General features: G+C 65.4%; 1 pseudogene. It reads right to left on the reverse strand.

The features are described from left to right. A pseudogene (locus tag ABQE93_RS27080) lies at positions 1–234 on the reverse strand (HNH endonuclease); the annotation flags it as partial.

Below are 234 nucleotides of genomic sequence, written 5' to 3' on the forward strand. Positions count from 1 at the left end.
ACGATCATCAAAGGCCCTATCGGCAGCGCGTTTGAGCGCCGCATACACCCCGACCCCCTGGCTCACCGGCAACAACGCCGTCACATAGGTCATCGCATCCGGGGCCGGACGCGTCGTCACGCTGCGGTCTTTTTCGGCCCTGGCCGCCCGATCGACCACCGCCTGCGGATCGAGCCGATAGGCGACCTTTTTGGCTTCGGCTTTCACCCGCGCATCGCCCATCCCGTCCAGACT

The organism is Mycolicibacterium sp. XJ662, from assembly GCF_053484035.1.